This is a genomic window from Sporosarcina sp. P37 (assembly GCF_002109365.1).
Lineage (GTDB): Bacteria > Bacillota > Bacilli > Bacillales_A > Planococcaceae > Sporosarcina.
The window spans coordinates 2,503,795-2,523,490 of sequence record NZ_CP015349.1; the positions used below are offsets into that span (position 1 = coordinate 2,503,795).

General features: G+C 45.6%; 18 protein-coding genes. 13 read left to right on the plus strand and 5 right to left on the minus strand.

Annotated features, from left to right (window positions below):
* The first annotated feature begins 26 nt into the window (after positions 1–26).
* The 6 genes from SporoP37_RS12645 (at position 27) to SporoP37_RS17060 (ending at position 6,521) form a co-directional block, all read left to right on the plus strand.
* Positions 27–761, plus strand: coding sequence for an IclR family transcriptional regulator (locus tag SporoP37_RS12645; protein ID WP_196796790.1), 735 nt, complete (start codon positions 27–29; stop codon positions 759–761).
* A gap of 16 nt (positions 762–777) precedes the next feature.
* The gene (locus SporoP37_RS12650) at positions 778–1,221 is read left to right on the plus strand and encodes a RidA family protein (RefSeq protein ID WP_099662720.1); all 444 of its coding nucleotides are present in this window, start codon (positions 778–780) and stop codon (positions 1,219–1,221) included.
* 147 nt (positions 1,222–1,368) lie between these two features.
* Positions 1,369–3,471: a methyl-accepting chemotaxis protein gene (locus SporoP37_RS12655; RefSeq protein ID WP_085431133.1), complete on the plus strand. Its 2,103-nt coding sequence runs from the start codon at positions 1,369–1,371 to the stop codon at positions 3,469–3,471.
* Between the two features lie 181 nt (positions 3,472–3,652).
* Positions 3,653–5,470 carry a cation:proton antiporter gene (locus tag SporoP37_RS12660; protein ID WP_085431134.1) on the plus strand — a complete coding sequence of 606 codons (1,818 nt, stop codon included), beginning with the start codon at positions 3,653–3,655 and terminating at the stop codon, positions 5,468–5,470.
* A gap of 11 nt (positions 5,471–5,481) precedes the next feature.
* Positions 5,482–5,667: a hypothetical protein gene (locus tag SporoP37_RS12665; protein ID WP_085431135.1), complete on the plus strand. Its 186-nt coding sequence runs from the start codon at positions 5,482–5,484 to the stop codon at positions 5,665–5,667.
* Positions 5,668–6,335: 668 nt separating this feature from the next.
* A complete protein-coding gene (locus SporoP37_RS17060) occupies positions 6,336–6,521 on the plus strand; it encodes a hypothetical protein (protein WP_099662719.1) in 186 nt (61 codons plus the stop codon).
* Between the two features lie 58 nt (positions 6,522–6,579).
* On the opposite strand, the gene SporoP37_RS12670 is transcribed toward SporoP37_RS17060, so the two are convergent.
* On the minus strand, positions 6,580–7,494 hold the full coding sequence (locus SporoP37_RS12670) for a LysR family transcriptional regulator (protein ID WP_081244006.1): 915 nt from the start codon (positions 7,492–7,494) through the stop codon (positions 6,580–6,582).
* Between the two features lie 112 nt (positions 7,495–7,606).
* Between SporoP37_RS12670 and SporoP37_RS12675 the strand changes: the two genes are divergently transcribed.
* The 5 genes from SporoP37_RS12675 to SporoP37_RS12695 all read left to right on the plus strand — a co-directional run bounded on the left by SporoP37_RS12675 (position 7,607) and on the right by SporoP37_RS12695 (position 13,870).
* A complete protein-coding gene (locus SporoP37_RS12675) occupies positions 7,607–8,644 on the plus strand; it encodes a YeiH family protein (RefSeq protein ID WP_369922457.1) in 1,038 nt (345 codons plus the stop codon).
* 146 nt (positions 8,645–8,790) lie between these two features.
* Positions 8,791–9,237 carry a MarR family winged helix-turn-helix transcriptional regulator gene (locus SporoP37_RS12680; protein ID WP_081244007.1) on the plus strand — a complete coding sequence of 149 codons (447 nt, stop codon included), beginning with the start codon at positions 8,791–8,793 and terminating at the stop codon, positions 9,235–9,237.
* A 3-nt stretch (positions 9,238–9,240) separates the two neighbouring features.
* On the plus strand, positions 9,241–11,889 hold the full coding sequence (locus SporoP37_RS12685; RefSeq protein WP_085431136.1) for an MMPL family transporter: 2,649 nt from the start codon (positions 9,241–9,243) through the stop codon (positions 11,887–11,889).
* A gap of 107 nt (positions 11,890–11,996) precedes the next feature.
* A complete protein-coding gene (locus tag SporoP37_RS12690) occupies positions 11,997–13,193 on the plus strand; it encodes an NAD(P)/FAD-dependent oxidoreductase (RefSeq protein ID WP_085431137.1) in 1,197 nt (398 codons plus the stop codon).
* Positions 13,194–13,357: 164 nt separating this feature from the next.
* Positions 13,358–13,870, plus strand: coding sequence for a hypothetical protein (locus SporoP37_RS12695; RefSeq protein ID WP_099662718.1), 513 nt, complete (start codon positions 13,358–13,360; stop codon positions 13,868–13,870).
* A 367-nt stretch (positions 13,871–14,237) separates the two neighbouring features.
* On the opposite strand, the gene SporoP37_RS12700 is transcribed toward SporoP37_RS12695, so the two are convergent.
* The gene (locus tag SporoP37_RS12700) at positions 14,238–15,131 is read right to left on the minus strand and encodes a diacylglycerol/lipid kinase family protein (RefSeq protein WP_085431139.1); all 894 of its coding nucleotides are present in this window, start codon (positions 15,129–15,131) and stop codon (positions 14,238–14,240) included.
* 244 nt (positions 15,132–15,375) lie between these two features.
* On the opposite strand from SporoP37_RS12700, the gene SporoP37_RS12705 reads away from it, so the two are divergent.
* Positions 15,376–15,939 carry a DUF488 domain-containing protein gene (locus SporoP37_RS12705; RefSeq protein ID WP_085431140.1) on the plus strand — a complete coding sequence of 188 codons (564 nt, stop codon included), beginning with the start codon at positions 15,376–15,378 and terminating at the stop codon, positions 15,937–15,939.
* Positions 15,940–15,957: 18 nt separating this feature from the next.
* Here SporoP37_RS12705 and SporoP37_RS12710 read toward each other — a convergent pair whose 3' ends face one another.
* The 3 genes from SporoP37_RS12710 to SporoP37_RS12720 form a co-directional block, all read right to left on the minus strand.
* Positions 15,958–16,323, minus strand: coding sequence for a DUF2188 domain-containing protein (locus tag SporoP37_RS12710; protein ID WP_085431141.1), 366 nt, complete (start codon positions 16,321–16,323; stop codon positions 15,958–15,960).
* A 408-nt stretch (positions 16,324–16,731) separates the two neighbouring features.
* Complete coding sequence (mgtE, locus tag SporoP37_RS12715) at positions 16,732–18,090, minus strand: magnesium transporter (RefSeq protein WP_085431142.1); 1,359 nt, start codon at positions 18,088–18,090, stop codon at positions 16,732–16,734.
* Positions 18,091–18,226: 136 nt separating this feature from the next.
* Entirely contained in the window at positions 18,227–18,826 is a 600-nt protein-coding gene (locus tag SporoP37_RS12720; protein WP_085431143.1) for a general stress protein, read from the minus strand.
* Positions 18,827–19,099: 273 nt separating this feature from the next.
* Between SporoP37_RS12720 and SporoP37_RS12725 the strand changes: the two genes are divergently transcribed.
* A complete protein-coding gene (locus SporoP37_RS12725) occupies positions 19,100–19,681 on the plus strand; it encodes a 3D domain-containing protein (protein WP_081244017.1) in 582 nt (193 codons plus the stop codon).
* The last annotated feature ends 15 nt before the right edge of the window (positions 19,682–19,696 follow it).

Sequence of the window (19,696 nt, forward strand, 5' to 3'; positions counted from 1 at the left end):
TCCTTACATAAAAGGAGTTCATAATGATGACTAAGACACCGGAAGTATCGTCCACTGTAGTGAGGGCAATATCCGTAATCAACTATCTGAATGATGTGTCGGGTCCGCAAGGTGTCAGTGATATCAGTAAAGGTCTCGGTCTGTCGACGACGATCGTTCACCGCCTTCTGACGACGTTGAAACTCGAAGGAATGGTGTTTCAGGATCCCCGATCAAAGCTGTATTCATTGGGCACGATATTTATAGACTATGCCAATAAAATTTTAACAGAAATGCCGATCGCGCCTGTTATCGAACCATGGCTCATGTCATTGCGAAATGATACTGGGGAAACAATAGGCTTTTATATGCCGACTGGCCATATGCGCGTTTGTGTGCTGGAGTATGAAAGTCAGCTGGAAATCAGGCGTTCTGTCGGAATCGGCAAACGGCTGCCGATTCACGTGGGAGCCAGCGGAAGAGCTATTCTTGCGTTCCAGTCCCCTGAATTGCAAAATCGTCTATTGTCCACATTGCCTTTAGATGAGCGTCAAGAATTGGAGCGTCTGCTGGAAGAAACGAGAAACCAAGGCTATGCCACAAATGAAGAAGAAATCACTACAAATGTAGCAGCGTTATCTGCACCGGTTTTTGACAAGGAACACCGTGTAATTGGTGCATTGTCTGTATCAGGCCCATTGTTCAGATGGAATCGTGAGACAATGGAACCTCATATTGCTGGGCTGCTCGCTGCAACAGAAGAAATCACCAATGCATTATGAAAAGGATGGGATATACATGAGACCAGAGGATAAATTAAAAGAGCTGGGTTTGGAGTTGCCTGAAAAACGTGCAAAAGGAGGAAACTACATCTCTTGTGTACGTACAGGAAATCTACTATTTTTATCGGGATCACTTTCTTACGATGTAATCGGTAAAGTAGGGGACACGCTGACAATTGAAGAAGGCTATGCAGCTTCAAGACAGGCTATTCTGTTTGCACTTTCCACAATCAAAGAGGAAGTCGGCGAACTGTCGAACGTCACCAAGTTCGTCAAGCTGCTGGGCATGATTAACACGGCTTTTGACTTTACAGGCCAGGCCAAAGTCATGAACGGTGCTTCTGATTTACTGGTGGAAGTATTCGGGGAAGAAGTTGGCGCGCATGCCCGTACGGCAGTGGGGATGATGTTGCCGCGCGGAGCAGCAGTGGAGATTGACGTTATTGTCGAAGTGAAATAAAGTACTCCGGCTAGTTTACTATGTTCGTATTCTGACCTTGTCTTCCAGGCAAGGTTTTTTCTGTGTCATTTAGCTGAAAACTATATCTTTTATGGAGGACTAAAGGTATACTAGTGATCTACTCATAAATTACTAGGAGGGCCTATAGTGAAGAAGTCAGCAAGTCTTGCAATGAAACTTTCCGGACTAATCATCGGTTTGTTTTTATTGCTGTTTTTAGTTTATTCGATCGTTACCAGTGTCATGTTACATAAGCAAAGCATTCAGGATGCCGAAGAGTTCGCCTTAGAGAGTGCAAACAAAAATGCATTGGTTCTTAGCGCGAAACTGAGTGAAACGAATGAAATGCTGCGGACAACACGCCACATAATAGAATCGCTGCAGGCGGAAGGCGGCATGCAGCCTGATGAAGTCATTCGAATTATTAAGAATAACCTTCGGAAGAATGAGGATGCAACCGGTATGGCAGCAGTGATCAATCAATCTGCATTTGCCGAAGGAGAAGTGATACCGAAAAATTTGCTCGATGACAATAAGCAATTCATTCCGTATATTTTTAAAGATGACGAAATAATTGGTGTAGAGCCGTTAAGCGGAATGGACGATTCGGAGGCTAACAGCTGGTACACCGTGCCGAAGACAGAAAATCGTTCCATTTTAACGGAGCCTTATTCCTATGAAACAAACGGACAAACCATTCTGATGACGACCATATCCGTTCCGATGACCGATGCTGCAGGAAATTACTTCGGTTTATTAACAACTGATTTATCCATTGAATTCCTGACAGACGTAGTGAAAACGATTCAGCCAAAGGGCGGCTATGCGTCTATCATTACCGACGGCGGATATATTACTGCAAACAGTTTAAAGCCTGAGCTAAATACTACGAATATGGCAGATGCAATCGATTGGCATGCGGCTAAATCCGTTCTCGATCAAGGTGAACTGACAAGCATGTATGTAGATTCCAAAAGCTTGGGGGAAAGCTCATTTAATGCATTCGCACCTATCAATTTAAAGGAAATCAATGAAAAATGGACGGTCCAGACAGTCACACCTAAATCAGTTATTTTAGAAACGTTCAGCGCGATTTTATGGATTACCATTATCTCTGCAATTATCATTATGTTATTAATGTCAGCCGCATCTGCAGCTTTCATCTATCGTCAGTTAAAGCCGTTAAAAACGTTGCAGAAATCTATGGAAACTGCAGCAGCGGGAGACTTGAGGATGCTAGTAGACGAAGAGCACATCAGCGGCGATGAAATCGGACTAGTGTCTCTCGCCTATAATAATATGCTGCGCCGGACGAATGAGGCACTGCAGACAGTTCAGCAGTCATCTGGACAATTAAGTGATTCATCATCTGAAGTAACACATGCTTTCGAAGAATTGGTGGCCGCCAATCAGGAAGTGTCTGTAGCGACAGACGAAATTGCCCAAGGAGCTTCCAAGCAATCTGAGGATACAGAACGTACAAGTCACCGAATTTCAGATTTGGCGGAACGTATGGATCATTTGAATGAAATGTTCATGACAATGAACCAGTTATCTTCAGACGCGTCAAACTCCGCTGAAAATGGAATGAACGAAGTGAGGAAATTACGTGATCATAACATGGCAGCCAATGATATGAACAGAAAAGTACAGCTTCAAATTCAGACGCTGACAAGTAAAACTTCATCAATTAATCAAGTAATCCAGACATTGCACGACATCACGGCAAACACGAATCTGTTAGCGTTAAATGCCAGTATCGAAGCCGCGCGTGCGGGGGATAGCGGGAAAGGATTTGCGGTCGTAGCCAATGAAGTCCGTCAATTGGCTGAGCAGTCCCGCAGAGAAACGGAAGTCATCCAGGAAACGGTCAAAGAAATTCTTGCCGAATCTGAACAGACGGTAGAGGTCATTGAGATGAATATGAAATCGATGGAAGGCCAAAACCAATCCGTGACTGATACAGAAGCATCCTTTGTTCAGAATGCTGACATTACAGATCAAATCCGCAAAGCAATTACCGAGCTGTCGGAAGGACTGGCTGAAATGATGGAATACAAAGATGATGCGATTTTATCCATTCAAAATGTATCTGCCATTTCAGAGCAAACCGCTGCATCCGCAGAACAAGTCAGCGCATCGTCCGCTGCACAGCAGCACGAGCTTGAACAAGTCGCAAATTCCACAAACCAAGTGAATGAAATTGCCGGGGAATTACGGAACGTAGTCGATCGATTTAAATTATCATAAGTGATGGAATAACAAAAACAGAGGTGGGGAAGATGAATCCGCTTCTGTTTTTTGTCTGTGTGCAGACTGTTCTTTCTTTTATGAGAACCGATCAAACCATGATGCCTTTCTATTATGCATAGCGGCACACTTTTGGTACACTGAACAGATAAATAAGTCCACTAAGAAGGCAGGTGTGTGTATGGAAGAAGCAGCACTCATTAGTGTAGTATCCATTTTGGCTCTAGGAATCTTTTCACAGTGGCTGGCATGGAAGATTCAATGGCCGTCTATTTTCATCATGTCCATCGCAGGCCTGCTGATCGGGCCGCTCCTTGGCTGGGTGAATCCTGAAGTCGCGCTGGACGAGCTGTACAGTCCGCTCATTTCATTGGCAGTTGCTATTATTTTATTTGAAGGCAGTTCCAATCTGGACTTCCGGGAGATACGGGACATATCGAAATCTGTTTTCCGCGTCGTCACATTGGGTGCGTTTTTAGCCTGGATTCTCGGCTCGGTCACTGCTCATTTTATTGCCGGACTTACGTGGGAAGTATCGTTTATTATCGGCGGACTTTTCGTGGTGACCGGTCCGACGGTAATTATACCGCTGTTGCGAAATGCTAAACTGAAGCCCCGCACCGCAGCTGTGCTGAAGTGGGAAGGGATTATTGTAGATCCCGCAGGCCCGCTGCTTGCTCTATTTGCATATGAAGTAATCAAAGTAATTACGAATGAACATTTATCTTTGCATTATTTATTGAATTTCTTTGGAGGTGCTGCACTGGCCGCCGTCCTTGGATTGGTGATGGGCCTGCTGATCAGTGTTATGGCAAATAGAGGACAGTTCCCGGAGTACTTAAAATCGCCGGTCATTCTGGCGTTTGTCTTGCTGTGCTTTACGATGGCAGAAGTCATCATGCATGAAACAGGAATGCTTGCGGTGACTGTCATGGGTCTTGTGCTCGGACGCTCAAAGCGCTATGTTTCCTCTATCGGAAACGTCGGACATTTTGTTGAAAACGTATCTGTCATGCTGACGTCCACGGTCTTTATCCTGCTGACGGCATCCCTGGCGAGAGAAACGATCGCACAAATTTTCACGCTGCCGATTATCGGTTTCGTGGCGGTGATGCTGTTCGTTGTACGTCCGCTGTCCATTTGGCTTTCAACAATCGGGACCGAACTGGTATGGCGGGAGAAGCTGCTGATCGGCTGGATCGCACCCAGGGGAATTGTGGCGCTGACTGTGGCGGGGTATTTTGCTTCGACACTTGCTGACGACGGCTATGAAGAAGCTTCGCTGCTGACAGCACTGACATTTGCTCTCGTATTCATTACGGTAATTGCACACGGCTTTACACTCGGCCCGCTTGCGAAAAAGCTGAACTTGGCGAGCAATGAGCCGCCCGGCGTACTCATCGTCGGCGCCAGCAGTTTTTCTATTTCTTTAGCGAAACAATTAAAGGACATGAATATCCCGGTGCTCATTGTCGACCCGTCGCATGGACGTCTGCGCCCCGCTGTGGAAAGCGGCATCGACACCTTTACAGGTCAGATCCTGTCGGAACGTTCACGTTTCAGCATCGACTTGGCGCCGTATGACACCATTCTGTCGATGACGGGCGACGCTTCGTATAATGCGCTGATTACGCAGTCGTTTGCGCCAGAGTTCGGTTTTAATAATACGTTCTCGCTGACGGCTGTGTCGAATCATCAGATGAGCAAGTCGGCGCTGCCGATTTCATTGAAGGCTCATCTGTTGTTTGAAGAAGGGGCGACTTTCCCTGAGCTGAACCGGAAGATTAATACGGATTATGAGATTGGTTTGTTTGAGTGGGAAGGCACTGAGACGGATTTGCTGTTTAAGGATATTATCCCGGAGACGGCGACTGCGCTGTTTGTGAAGAAAAAGAATAATACGCTTGTTTTTGCTACGCTGCAGAAGAAGATTTCGCTGGATGCCGGGGATCAGTTGGTGGTACTGAAGTTAAGGCCTGGTGTTCCTGCGAATGTATAGGTTATAGGTGTATGAATGGAGCTGTCAAAGTGCTGGATGACTTTGGCGGCTCTTTTTTTCATGGAGTTGGGGCGTTGCTCGACTCGGTGTCGGGGTTTGAAGTTAGCGAGTGTCAGTTTTTAGGACCCGCACAGGCACGTGGGGGATTGCCTTTCGTCATGAGCCAGCTGGCGAAGAGCGCGCCAGTTGTCTCATGACTTCGGCCGACCCCGCAGTTGTGCCTGCGCTACTGCGGAGAGGCAATCCAGGTTGTTGTTTAAAAGAGAAGAAATGCTGTGACTCGTTGCCGACTGGTGTATGCTTTGGCAAATGAAGTGTCATATTCTGCTTCTTCCTAACTAAACGGAGGCGCCTCCCAAGCGGTCGGCGAAGTGATGAGACAGCCAGGCGATCTTCCTGTCTGGCTCATTGCGTAGCCATCCGCCAGCGCCGCAGTGGGTCCAATGCCGTTCTGTCTCTGTTTTGGGATCATAGCTCGACTCGTGGTCGGGGATTGAAGTTAGTAAGTGTCCGCTTTTAGGACCCGCGCCGGCACGTGGGGGATTGCCTTACGTCATGAGCCAGCTGGCGAAAGTGCGCGCCAGTTGTCTCATGACTTCGGCCGACCCCGCAGTTGTGCCTGCGCTGCTGCGTGGAAGCAATCCAGGTTGTTGTTTAAAGAGAGGAAATGCTGTGACTTGTTACCGACTGGCGTATGCTTTGGCAAATGACGTGTCATGTTCTGCTTCCCCCTAACTAAACGGAGGCGCCTTACAAGCGGTCGGCGAAGTGATGAGACAGCCAGGCGGTCTTCCTGTCTGGCTCATTGCGTAGCCATCCGCCAGCGCCGCAGTGAGTTTAATGCCGTTTTGCTTCTCTAATAACAATGACGGCAACTGATGTATTCCATTTTCGATGCAAAAAGCAGAAAATCATCTGCACAGCACTTGCCCGTCACATTTCAAAAATCAGTAGCCAAAGTGATATCCGCTCACTGAACGGAGGCGCCTTACAAGCGGTCGGCGAAGTGATGAGACAGCCAGGCGGTCTTCCTGTCTGGCTCATTGCGTAGCCATCCGCCAGCGCCGCAGTGAGTTCAATGCCGTTTTGCTTCTCCCGTTACAATGCTGTCACTCCGTACGCTTCCCGGTCAACACCGTCAGCTCCTCGCTGCTCTTCAGCAACTCAATAAAGACTTGCAGCGCCTTTGTTTGGAAGGGGGAGTTGGTCACGATGGAGAAGTGGCGCTTGAACGGTGTGCCTTTTAAAGAAAGAGTCGTTAAACTGCCGTAGCGAAGCTCCTTCTGGATGGCCCACTGCGACAGCAAACTTACGCCGAGTCCTGCCTCGACAGACTCTTTAATCGGCTGCGTGCTGCTGAACTGCATGATGCGCTTCGGATAGAACCCCGACTGGGAAAAGAACAGCTCCGCAGCTTCCCGTGTGCCCGAACCTTCCTCGCGCAGCAGCCACGTATCATTCTCCAGCTCAGTAATTGCCCGTCGCCCTTTTTCTTTTGCCAACGGGTGGCTGGGCGAGGTCACGACATACATCGCATCTTCTGCGAAATCTTCATTTTGCAGCGGAGCCGCCTCTTTAAAATGCCCTTCGATTAAGCCGACTTCCAGCTGATGGCTGATGACCAGCTCTGCGATGTCTGCTGTATTGCCGATTGTCACTTGCGGCTTGATCGACGGATAATCGGCGACTAGCTTAGACAGAATGTGGGGAAGGACATATTCCCCGAATGTGTAGCTTGCACCAATCGTGAGAGGGCCGCTAGCTTTATTGGCCAAGTCATCGACCAAGTTCTGCATCTTGGAATACAACCCGACGATTTCTTTGCCGTGGTGATACACAATTTCTCCGGCTTGGTTGAGCCGTACATATTTATTGGTGCGTTCAAGCAGACGCACCCCAATGGATTCTTCAAACGATCGAATGTACTGGCTGACGGCGGGCTGGGTCATGTGCAGCTCCTCGGCTGCCCTTGAGAAGTTTTTTCGTTCTGCTACCGTAATGAATACTAACAGCTGTTGATCGATGATGATTCAGCTCCTTTTCATGTATATGATTTTGCTTATCATGCCTATTATAAATAGTTATTTCTCTTATAGCCAGTCATTTACTATACTGATAACAGGAGGTGTTGTTATCGTGATTTCAGCAAATATTACAACAGAGCAGCATACACCCCAGCATCCGCCTAAGTGGCTGGCCTGGGTCGGTGGTATAGCATTTACATTTCTTATAGCACTTTTAGGATTTTTCTTAGCAAAAGCACCGGGATTCGATCATATTGGCCAGTTGGCATGCGCGATTATTATCGCAGTCGCATACCGCCAATTCTTCGGCTACCCGGAAATCATCAGAAGCGGAATTGTCTTTTCATCTAAGCGGCTGCTTCGGACGGCAATTATTTTATACGGCTTGAAGCTAAACATCAGTACGGTGTTAAGCGACGGCCTTGGATTACTCGCACGGGATGTCGGTGTCATCATTTTCGCTATATTGATGACAGTATGGCTGGCAAAAGTATTTAAAGCGGATAAAAATATTTCCATGCTTCTTGGTGTCGGAACTGGTGTCTGCGGTGCGGCAGCTATTGCGGCAGTGGCTCCGATTATTAAAGCGAAAGATGAAGATACGGCGATCGGCGTCGGCATCATCGCATTAATGGGTACTATTTTTGCGATTGGCTATACGATTCTTCGGCCGATTCTTCCGCTGGATTCAATTGAGTATGGAATGTGGGCAGGAATCAGTCTGCACGAAGTGGCACACGTCGCGCTGGCGGGTGCGCCGGCAGGAGAAGACGGTCTGGCGATTGCGTTACTTGCAAAACTCGGCCGGGTCTTCCTGTTAGTTCCACTTTGCTTCATCTTCATCTTCCTGATGAAACGCAAAAACAAAGGAACAGACGAATCCAATGCGAAAATCGAATTTCCGTGGTTCTTGGTAGGATTCATTGTTCTTAGTATCTTAGGAAGCTATGTATTCGGTCATTCCATTCCTGTTTCAGACAACGTAATGCAAGGTGTATTCACACTGACGACATGGTTGCTGACAGCGGCAATGGTCGGCCTTGGACTTAATGTAAGTCTGAGAGATCTTAAAGACCGTGCGATGAAGCCGCTCGCTGCTATGGCGATTACATCGGTATTGCTTTCTGTCATCGCGTATTTTATCGTGTGATGAACAAGTTCAAAAATTATACAGTCAGTCCTGCAGAATGAATTCTGCCGGGCTGACTTTTTATTTGCAAAAAACTAGACTTTGCTGATTGACTTTATATAGTCCACCCCCTAAACTATTACTATTGGTTGAGGGGGTGGACTATTTTGAAAGAACAACTTCAGGAAGCGGTGGAACTATTTGAAGAAGTGATTATTTACGGCACTGAACATGTCGTTAAAAATTTGGATATGCCGATATGGAAAGACTATTCGCGTGAACAAATCCAAGTGTTGAAAATCCTTTCTGCCTATGGACACTTATCAAGCGGACAGCTGGCGGAAATTCAAGGAGTACATAAAAGCGCCATTTCGACCCGGCTCAAGAAACTGGTTGAAAAAGAACTTGTTGTGTCAGAAAAAGACCCGAACGATCAGCGGATTAACCGAATTGCACTGACTGCAAAAGGGTTGGAAGTGCTGTCTATTTCGGATGAAGCAATCTATGAAAGTGTCGAAAAGCTGTTCAAAGACCAGATTGATGAACAGGAGCTGGAGCAATTCATCGGCACATTTCGTAAGCTCAAATCAATTCTAGTAATGAAGGAGAGGTAATTTGTGAAAAACGTACTAAAATTCAAATGGCCGATTACGATTGGTTTAGTTGTACTGACGGCCGTGTTATTCATACTCGCGCCGGATTTGGCAAAGCAGGCAGAACAAGCAGGATCTTTCCAGCTGCTCGACTCTGCTGATTCCCAAAAAGCCGCAAAAATGCTTGAAGATGCGGGGGAAGCGGATGAAACGATTTCGCTCGTCTATGCACTGGAACAGCCGGCGGACAAAGCGAAGAAAAAAGAAATTTCCGCTGTGGCTGAGGAAATCAAAGGAGTCAGTAAGACGGTAACTAGTGTCCTGGATCCGTTTGAAAGTGAAGAAGTAGAAAATCAGTTGGTTTCTGAAGATAAAAAAACAGTCTTACTGCCGATAACAGTGGATGGTTCTCAGGACGAAATTATCCAGGTGGCAGAAAAGATTAAAAAAGACCTGGTGTCAAAAGACGATGCAGTCTATATGACAGGGGAAGCAATTATCAATCATGACGTTAATGAAAGTGCGCAGGAAGGCTTGAAAAAGACGGAGTTAATAACTGTTGTATTAATTTTCGCCTTATTACTCTTTGTGTTCCGCTCGATTGTGACACCGTTTGTTCCTTTATTGGCGGTCGGGATCACTTATTTATTGAGCCAGTCATTGGTAGCTTTCTTCATCGACTGGTTTGGGTTCCCGGTTTCCAATTACACGCAAATATTCCTCGTGGCGATTTTATTCGGTCTCGGGACAGATTACTGCATTCTGCTGCTGAGCCGCTATAAAGAAGAACTGCTCGCAGGCCATGAAGTGGAAGAGGCGATCATTAATACGTATAAAACGGCTGGCCGCACGCTGTTCATCAGTGCGCTTGCTGTATTTATCGGTTTCGCGGCGATCGGCTTTGCGGACTTCCCAATATTTAAGTCGGCAGTCGCGGTGGCCGTCGGTATTGCGGTCCTCATGCTGATTTTGTTCACGGTCGTTCCGTTGTTAATGTCAATTTTGAAGGATAAATTATTCTGGCCGTCAAAAGGTGCCGCATCACATAAAGACAGTAAACTGTGGATTGCTTTCAGTAAGGTGTCGGTCATGCGCCCGCTCGTTTCTATGCTGATCGTGGCAGTGATTACAGTGCCTTTGCTTTTGACATATGATAATGATCTGTCATTTAATACAGTGGATGAAATTGACAGCAGTAAAGAATCTGTTAAAGGATTGAATCTCATCTCAGATGCATTTGGTGAAGGAGATTCATTGCCTGTGCAAGTGTTATTGAAAAAAGATTCACCGATTGTTAAAGAAGGGGATGTCACATATTTAGAAGCGATTTCCCGTGACCTGGAAAAAGTGGAAGGCGTCAAAAGTGTACGTACGGTGACGCGTCCGACTGGTGAACTGTTAGAAGACTTATATGTGGATCATCAGATTGGACTGATGGCAGACGGCTTACAGCAGGCGAATGACGGCATACAAGAGATTCGTCTTGGTCTGGCAACAGTTCAGTATAATTTACGAGATGCAGCCAATCAGCTGCCTTCAGGCGGAGCGGGCGGCGGTGCCGGACTGATCCAAGCCGCAAATGGAATCGAACAGATTACCAATCAGTTATCGCAGATTTCAGGCGGTCTGCAGCAAGGCATGCCGGCAGCACAGGCAGCGGGCGGTTTGGATGCACTCGGTAATGAGCTGGATAAAATCAGCGGCGGGATTGCAGGTGCCGGAACACAGATTAGTCAGAGCGGATCGCAAATTGGCCAATTAAAAGGCGGATTAAAGCAGTTGGGCAGCGGTGTGAAGGCTTCTAAAGACGGATTGGCCGAAGTGACGACCGGTCTGCAGGAAATTGCGGATATGCTCGAAGACATGGCGGATACGAAAAGTGTGCGGGATACGGGATTATTCATTCCCAAGGGCACACTGGATAATGAAGAATTCAAACCGGTGATTGACCGCTATGCATTTGACGATGAAAAGGGAATTCTGATGGAAGTCATTTTGACGGAAAACCCTTATTCGCGTGATGCCATATCAACGGTTCATGATATAAAAGGTACTGTAAAGCGTTCGGTCATCGGTACACCGTTTGAAGATGCAGAGCTGGCATTCAGCGGTATTTCAAGTATCAACTCTGATTTGAATGACATCTCCTCTGCCGATTTTACGCGTACAGTAACGGTTATGTTAGTCGGCTTATTCATTGTATTGTTCGTCTTGTTCCGTTCGGCAATCATGCCGCTGTATATGATCGGTTCGCTATTGCTGACATATTATACAGCGATTTCGATTACGGAATTGGTATTTGTTAATGGTCTCGGCTACGACGGGATCAGCTGGGCGGTTCCGTTCTTCGGATTTATCATGCTGATCGCACTCGGCGTGGACTACTCCATCTTTCTTCTGGACCGTTTCCGCGAAGAGAGCATTGGGGGTATGAAGGTCCGCGAAGCGTTGATGTATTCAATGGCGAAAATGGGTACGGTTATTATTACGGCAGCTGTTATTTTGGCAGGGACATTCGGGGCAATGATGCCTTCAGGTGTCTTAAGTCTTGTGCAGATTGCCACAATTGTTATTTCCGGTTTATTATTATACGGCTTAATTATCTTGCCGCTGCTGATTCCGGCTATTACGGTATCATTCGGACGCGGTGTGTGGTGGCCGTTCAGAGGTTAAACGAAAAGGCGCTCGGCAAATTCTGCTGAGTGCTTTTTTGTCTATGTTTACTTGGCTGCGCAGTATGGGTAAATAAAGTGAAAAAGACAGACAGGAGATTGTTTACGATGAAACTGCATACAGGATCACTATATTGGGATACGACATTCCAGAGAGAAGGTTTTGCTAAGGCCGAGCGTAAAGAAATATATGATGCGGCCATTATAGGCGGAGGCATGTCTGGGGCTTTGACTGCCTATGTACTGTCGAATGAAGGCTATTCAATTGCGCTGATTGAACAGGATGAAGCCGGAGGGGGAAGCACGTCAGCTAACACCGGTTTATTACAGTTTTCCAACGACATTATGCTGCATGAACTAATCAAGCAAATCGGGGAAGACAAGGCGGTCGAATTTTATTTGTCATGTAAAGAGGCGATGAAAAATCTGCAGGATGTGGCGGAACATGCACCGTTTGACGTGAATTTCCATACGAGAGAAAGTTTATACTACGCCAGTACGGAAGAAGATGTCGCCAGATTAAAAAAAGAATATGATGCACTGAGGAAACACGGCTTTCCCGTGGAGTTTTGGGAACGTGAAGACATCGAAGCCCATTTCCCGTTTTCCCAGCCTGCCGCAATTGTGACAGAAGGAGATGCCGAAGTGAATCCGCTTCGTTTATGTATGGGGGCAATTTACTATGCATATGAAAGAGGAATGGATGTCTTTGAACATACCGAAGTGCTGGGAATTCAGGATACCGAAGAGCGCGTACTGATCAAAACAACGGATGGTGATTTTCAGGCAAGGGCAGTTATCGTCACAACAGGCTATGCGCCGGCCCCTGATATGACAATTCCGCAAAAAGATGTGAAAGTCACCTATGCGGCCGCCACACAGCCAATAGAAGATTTGTCATTTTGGCGTGACCGTATGATGATTTGGGAAACTAAACGCCCGTATTTATATATGCGTCTGACGGATGATAACCGAATTGTAGTTGGCGGGCTGGATCAAAATATGGATACGTTACCTGATTCAGAGGAACATATCGCAAAGAAATTCGGCCAATTAAAAAGCGAACTGCAGGAACTGTTCCCAGAGCAGAAGCTTCATTTTGACTATGAGTGGACGGCGCTGTTCGGCGAATCGACCGATGAACTGCCCGTCATCGGCCGTCATCCATTGGAGCCGAATGTCTATTATTTGATAGGACTCGGCGGCAACGGAACAGTGTACAGTATGCTCGGTGCATATTTGCTCCGAGATGAACTGGCAGGGAAGTCCAATCCGAATGAACCGATTTTAGAAATAGAACGCTGACGGGCTGCCGATGTACTTTAATTGGTTCAATAGTTAGGGAGAAGTCATTAACAAATATTTTACAAAAGACATCATTCAGTTATGAACAGATGTCTTTTTTTCATTGCCAACCTGCTATTTTAACAGACAGATTGAATGAATCAGCTCATCCGGAATGTGATAGAATGGATATTATTGTTTATTCCATAAAAGGGCCATTTAGAAGTATAAATGCTTGTGGAGATGAGATGAATAAAATGCGGTTACCAATGTATATTACAGGTTTAGCAAATCAAAATATTGATTTAAAGAAGATGGATGGACACATATTTAAAAAGTTAGGATATGAAATTGCCAGGAAATTTCATGGCGAAGTAATTGGTTATATTTCGCCCAGGTATCCATTAAATTATTTTCGCTTAGATATAAAGATAGGTGAAAATATAATGTCCATTTTGCTTCATGAATATTTCCCTTATGTTGCAATCGCGACGTATGAAAATGAACTTCAAATTCATTATTTAAATTCTAAAGATCTAATAAACGAATTGAGTCCATATTATACAGTTTTAGAAATGGCATTTCTAAACGAACCATTTAATCCCAATTCTCATGATTTATCAGAGCTCGAATTGAAAAACGAGAAACATTGGAGACCAAATACAAACGGGGAAGTTATTTTTAATTGTTGGGATTAGCATATTCTATTATCGGGCGCGTTTGCAGCATATGATTTATTCGCACTCGCTTAGTTGATCGGAGCGGAAACCGGCGACTCTGGAAGGATCAGCGGGACAGGTGAAACACCTAGCGAGCGAAGCGAGGGGTGTGTGGTTCACCGCCCGCCCTCCAGAAAGCGTCCGGTTGCAGCGCAGATCAACGGTTTCAAACCACTATCTACCTATCAGACGCGAATATGAAGTAAACATCATTCCTCATATTCAACCAATAGAGATTTTTGTTTAATCAAATTCATAAAGCAGTAAACCAAAAAACGCTCAGCATGAACTGCACAGCCATAGTGTTAGTTACATGACTTGCTGCATTCTCCCGCCGGTTTTACCTTCACTTTACCCGTATCATCTTCAAATGTCCCGGCAATACAGTGATCTTCTTTGCAGTTTCTTCGTAGATCTCTCCATCCATATCCGCCTTCTTGCCAACGGGCTGTAAAACCTCCAATGCATCCGCTTGAATATATTCGAGCTGGGTCAACTGTTCATTTTCCACAACAGGATTCTGCAATGTAAGCAATTCGCGGAAAGCGGATAAGTTGGAATCGCGGACGATAAGCACATCCAGCTTCCCGTCAAAAGGAGACAGCGAAACGATTGGCAGTTCAGTCGTTCCGATAAACCGGCCATTCAGTACGAACAGCAAAATAGCCTTACCTTCCAGTTCAGTTCCTTCACAACGGATTTTATAGTAAAAAGGCTCCGTTTGATTCAACGTCCGCAATGTGCTGAGCAAATAACTGATAGAGCCGAAGCGTTTCTTTTCATTGGATTTCACATTTTCTGATGTGTCGGTAACTAGGCCGGTCCCCCAGAAGTTCATGAAATAATCGTCACCTGCTTGTCCGACATCAGTATCAATGACGGAGCCGGAAAGCAGGGAAGCGGCTGCTTCATTCAATGTTTGCGGAATGCCGAGTGACCGGCTGAAATCATTGGAAGTGCCGCCTGGGAGTATGGCAATGGCGGGACGTACCGGCAAAGGAGCGATGCTGTTGATGCATGTATGCACTGTACCGTCCCCGCCGAGAATGATGAGCAGGTCGACTTGGCCGCCGTACTCCCTGCAGGCTTTTTGCAGTTCCACTTCAGACGCTGTATGCAGCACGATGAGTTCATCGATTGCTTGCGTAAACACATGAATAGTATCGGAAAGCTTTTGCTGCGTGTCATCTTCTCCGGCGGTCCGGTTATACAGAAACAATGCCCGTTTGAAACGAAGCATAGTTTTCACTTCCTTTTTTACTTTATTATTCCCGATTTATTGAAACGGAAACTAGTGGATGAAGAGCGGACAGTGCTGGCTGATTTCTTTCATTCACCTAAAGAGCGTTTGCGCCCTGGCGGATAAGCCCTTGATCGATAATTTATGAATAGATGCTGCTCGCTTCAGCAGTGAATTAGAACTGACAGAAGAGGTTATTTTACCGGTTCGTCAGGGAATAACAATAGAGAAGGAGTGAGTATATATGGAGATCTATACAGTCGGTCATTCCACCCATACGAAAGAGGAGTTTTTGAAATTGCTCGATGACGCGGGAGTTGAAAAACTGGTGGATGTGCGGGCGTTTCCCGGCAGCCGGAAATTTCCGCATTTTCACGAAGACCGGATGAAAGAATGGCTGCCTTCACATGACATTGCCTACAGACACTGCGGTAAATTGGGAGGGCGCAGAAGAAAATCTAAAAGTATCGACAATGACGTCAATGACGGATGGAATAATCAATCCTTCCATAACTATGCGGATTACACGCTGACAGCGGAATTCCAAGAAGGAGCAGATGAATTGATGGATGAAGCGAAAAAGCAGCGTGTCGCGATATGCTGTTCTGAACGCCATCCGGCAAGATGTCATCGGCTGCTGATCAGTAACTGGCTTGCAGCACACGGCTGGAATGTAAAACATATTATCGACGGACCGAAAGAAAAGACGCTGATTGAAGATCATGAAGTTGGAAAGTGGGGCGCTGAACCGGTCATATCAGAAGACGGGGAAGTGACATATCCGTCAGAAGAAAATGAAAATAACTAGAATGGCTGTCCATTCTAGTTATTTATATAACGTCTTTTCATGTGAACCGTCTGCGTGATAAACAGATAAAATCCCGTCATGTTCAGTGACATACTTTTTTGCTTTATCCAGTAATGCCGTTTTCGTCTCTTCTTTAAACATTACGTGATCACTTCCGGACTTTTGAAATATCCATTCATCATTCCGTGGCTTTACTTCATACTGAGGACGGCCTTCACTCTTACCTTCCACGTACTCATGAGCTTGTGCCGTTGCAATAGAAATAGCACGGTCTTCGTCGTAATTCTCTCGAAGCAGGGCATTTGCAATCTCAATCGCTTTATTGCGAACGTCCGGACTCAAATTCTTTAACGAAGCAGGGTAATCATTTTTGCTCCATGGCATCTGCCATCACCTCCTCATTTTACAAATTCCCAAAATTGATTTACGTTAAACGTGAGTTCGGCAGAATAAAAAAACCAAAAGCTCCGCGGTCAACCCATTGCCGCGGAGCTTTTGGTTATGTACGCGCTCTTCGACGAAGCGGTACAAATTATTCGACTTTACTTCTTCACTATCACAAACCCAGCTGCATCAAACTTCAACCCATATCCGTTTGTGCAATTGCTGTTAGTACTAGTATAACCTATGAAAACCGAAATAAACGGAAATCATCAAACTGTGAAGAATGTCATATTCCTGTAGTGTTTGGCATCAAACTGAGATACATTACAACAACCTTACATATACTTTTTATTACGTCATGCTATGATATTCTTGCCAACTTTATGCATCGTATATCTGAACGTTTCTTTACATTAGTTTCGATATGAACATTGTAGCAATACCGAAATAGATCAGCAGTGACAAAATATCATTAATTGTTGTAATAAGGGGGCCGGAAGCAACAGCGGGATCCACTTTAAACTTATTAAGAATCAGCGGTATGACTGTTCCAGCGATAGTGCCAATGATTAATGTGGCAACTAGTGACGAGCCGACGACTAAACCGAGGGTGAAGCTTCCTTGCCAAATGTAGGCGATAACAGAAATCACAGCACCGCATACAACGCCCAACAGGACACCTACGATCAGTTCCCTGAAAACTAAATGTAACGATTTCTTCATTGTCATATCTTCTGAGACTAAACCACGCACGACAACTGCCAGTGACTGTGTGCCTGTATTACCTGTCATGCCGGCAATCATTGGCATGAAGAAGGCGAGGGCAACAACTGCCTCCAGCGTCTCTTCAAAGCGAGAAATAATACTTCCTGACACCAGTCCGATAAACAACAGAAGGATTAACCACGGAAGTCTGCGATAAGCCGCAACCAGTGGCTTCGTGTGAAAGTCGATGGATTTACCCGAAGCAAACAGCATTTCGATATCTTTATTAGCCTCTCTGACAACTAAATCGAGTACTTCATCCGCCCGTATAATTCCGACCAGCACATTGGAATCATTGACGACCGGGAGCGATACGAAATCATAGCGTCCGATCATTTTGGCGACATCACCCTGCTCAGTTGTATCAAATACTTTTGCTATCGAAGTCTTCATGATGTCTTTTACACAGACAGCCGGATCAGCCAGCAATAAATCACGATAAGACAGCACGCCGATCAGTTGCTTTTCATCATTAATAATATAGACATAGTTTAAATAAGGTGCGTACCCCTGATAATGCTTTAGCTTTTCAATTGTTTTCTCTACCGTATACGATTGATGAATCCACACATAGCGGGCGGTCATAATCCGTCCCGCAGAATCTTTTGGATATTTTCGCTGCTGCCGAATATACTTTTTCTCTTCCTGACGCATTTCAGCAATGAGTTTTTCCACTTTTTTATCGGGCAAATCGGCCAATAAATAGGAAAGGTCTTCACTTTTCATTTCATCCAATAACTCTGTAGCACGCATAGGGCCGACGAGTTCCAATACTCGCAGCTGCTCATTCCTCGTAAGGGAACTGAGCATCTTAACTAACTTTTCTTTATCCAGCACTTCTAAGAAAATCGTGTGACGTTTTCTAGGCAAACGCCGGTATTGGGCCGCAATCTCCGCAGGCTCCATCTCTTCAATGGCTTTCTTTAAAGATTCCATATTACCGTCTTTAATCAGTTGTATAATTGCTCTTGACACATCATCGCGATCACGGGTCAATGGCATTTCCAGCACCTCACTTAGTAATCAAAAGTTACAGTCCTTCATTCTTTCCCCTGTAAGCAAGGAAACAAACCACAGTACAGGCTGTATTCATATTTTTGCGAAATAAAAAAGGCCTCCGTAGAGACCTTCTGCTGTATTACATAGGTGAATCTTCGTCGCGGGGTTTTGGATCAGTTAATGGATCGTAACTGCGGTCTTTTGCCAGAGGATTTGGGTCGATCAATGGACTGGCCTCCGTTTCTGTATGCGAGTGCCGAAGAGGGGTTCCGGCAGTGTGATGTGTATGTGCGGCGGGGTCATACAGGTCTGAATCCAGTAATACCAGAATCTTTCCCTGTTCGAAATGTTCATGATAGTGGTGTGCATCTTCATCAGGAATACCCATGCCGATCAATGCGCCGGCAAGTCCGCCTGCTCCCGCTCCTGCAGCAGCACCTGTAATACCGGCAACGATGGGTCCGGCCGCAATCACCGGTCCGATTCCGGGAATAGCCAGGGCACCAAGACCTGTCAGCACACCGCCGAGACCCCCAAGCAGACCTCCGGCGGCAGCACCAGTTGCGGCACCGTCCGCTGCGTGGGTATCTGTCTGTTCCACTACGTACTCTGCTTCACCAGAGTCTTTGCTGATGATAGAGATTTCATCCGCGGTAAACCCTTGACGTTTTAGATCCTCGATGGCTGCAATAGCTTCTCTGTCCGTGTCATACGTACCGACAACATGTCGTTTCCTCATAAATAAGCTCCTCCTCGCAGTAGCAGAATTCATAGTTGCATCTTTCTAGAACAGTACCCGCTGTACTTTAAATAAAACATTGGAAATACTGGCTGAGTACGAGAAATATCGTGCGCTTTTGAGAGTAAGTGACTGATTGTTCAGATCATTTAAGCGAGAAATTCCAGTTTGTAACATTGAAAGTCTTGTTGTCATGGTATTGTTCCTTGTTTGTAATCTGACTGTAATAATCACTTGGTAAGCTAGGTCTATCAAATCGTTAGGGGTGGCATATTGAAGAAGTTAGTCTTTGCATTTACAGTAGCCATGTTAATCACAGTTTTTACAAGCGGAATGAACGAAACTTCAGCCGCAGCATCAGTTCACACAGTTAAAAAAGGTGACACATTATATAAAATTTCACAGCAGCACAAAGTGTCTGTAGCGAACATTAAGCAGTGGAATAACTTGAAATCAACAGTTATTTATCCAAACCAAAAATTGCGTTTAGTGAAATCATCTAAAGTAGCAGCAAGTTCACCAAAAAAAGCAGCAACACCTTCTCGTTCAAACGGAGCGAAAGTGGCAAAAGAATTTATGGTTAGCGCTACTGCTTATACGGCGCACTGTAAAGGATGTTCAGGTATTACAAGAACCGGCTTGAACCTGCGCAAGAATCCGAACTTGAAAGTAATTGCAGTAGATCCGCGTGTTATCAAACTTGGAACAAAAGTTCATGTAGAAGGTTATGGTTATGCAATCGCAGGAGATACTGGCGGTGCAATTAAAGGGAAGAAGATTGACGTATTTATTCCTAATAAATCCCGCGCATACGAGTGGGGACGTAAAAACGTAAAAGTAAAAGTACTCAACTAATAAAAAGACTGACAC

Excerpts from the sequence above, each read along its gene's own strand:
- SporoP37_RS12645 (WP_196796790.1), top strand. The coding sequence starts at position 27 with ATGACTAAGACACCGGAAGTATCGTCCACTGTAGTGAGGGCAATATCC.
- SporoP37_RS12650 (WP_099662720.1), top strand. The coding sequence starts at position 778 with ATGAGACCAGAGGATAAATTAAAAGAGCTGGGTTTGGAGTTGCCTGAA.
- SporoP37_RS12660 (WP_085431134.1), top strand. The coding sequence starts at position 3,653 with ATGGAAGAAGCAGCACTCATTAGTGTAGTATCCATTTTGGCTCTAGGA.
- SporoP37_RS12665 (WP_085431135.1), top strand. The coding sequence starts at position 5,482 with ATGAATGGAGCTGTCAAAGTGCTGGATGACTTTGGCGGCTCTTTTTTT.
- SporoP37_RS17060 (WP_099662719.1), top strand. The coding sequence starts at position 6,336 with ATGACGGCAACTGATGTATTCCATTTTCGATGCAAAAAGCAGAAAATC.
- SporoP37_RS12690 (WP_085431137.1), top strand. The coding sequence starts at position 11,997 with ATGAAACTGCATACAGGATCACTATATTGGGATACGACATTCCAGAGA.
- SporoP37_RS12695 (WP_099662718.1), top strand. The coding sequence starts at position 13,358 with ATGGATATTATTGTTTATTCCATAAAAGGGCCATTTAGAAGTATAAAT.
- SporoP37_RS12700 (WP_085431139.1), bottom strand. The coding sequence starts at position 15,131 with ATGCTTCGTTTCAAACGGGCATTGTTTCTGTATAACCGGACCGCCGGA.
- SporoP37_RS12705 (WP_085431140.1), top strand. The coding sequence starts at position 15,376 with ATGGAGATCTATACAGTCGGTCATTCCACCCATACGAAAGAGGAGTTT.
- SporoP37_RS12710 (WP_085431141.1), bottom strand. The coding sequence starts at position 16,323 with ATGCCATGGAGCAAAAATGATTACCCTGCTTCGTTAAAGAATTTGAGT.
- mgtE (WP_085431142.1), bottom strand. The coding sequence starts at position 18,090 with ATGCCATTGACCCGTGATCGCGATGATGTGTCAAGAGCAATTATACAA.
- SporoP37_RS12720 (WP_085431143.1), bottom strand. The coding sequence starts at position 18,826 with ATGAGGAAACGACATGTTGTCGGTACGTATGACACGGACAGAGAAGCT.